The organism is Salmonella sp. SAL4457 (assembly GCF_046548235.1).
GTDB classification, from domain to species: Bacteria; Pseudomonadota; Gammaproteobacteria; order Enterobacterales; family Enterobacteriaceae; genus Salmonella; species Salmonella enterica.
The window spans coordinates 1-256 of record NZ_JBGDZO010000845.1 but is presented as its reverse complement, the minus strand read 5'-3'; the positions used below and the strand labels follow the sequence as shown (position 1 = coordinate 256).

At 68.8% G+C, this 256-nt stretch carries 1 protein-coding gene; it reads right to left on the bottom strand.

The annotated features are described in order from the left end of the window. A partial coding sequence (locus ACLJNW_RS26570; RefSeq protein WP_410961561.1) for an ATP-binding cassette domain-containing protein occupies positions 1 to 256 on the bottom strand: 256 nt, incomplete at both ends.

Genomic DNA, 256 nt, shown 5'->3' with positions numbered 1-256 from the left:
CTCGCTGCGCAGCTTGGCGATCAGCGCCTTGAGGTCGTCGGTCTCCTTCGGGTTGAGGCCGGCGGCCGGCTCGTCGAGCATGAGGATCCGCGGGCGGGTCATCATGCAGCGGGCGATCTCCAGGCGTCGCTGCTGGCCATAGGCGAGGGTGCCGGCGCTGCGGTTGGCGAACTCGGTAAGGTTGACTTCCTCCAGCCAGTGCGCGGCGTACTCCATGGCCTCGCGCTCGCTGCGGCGGAATGCCGGGGTCTTGAAC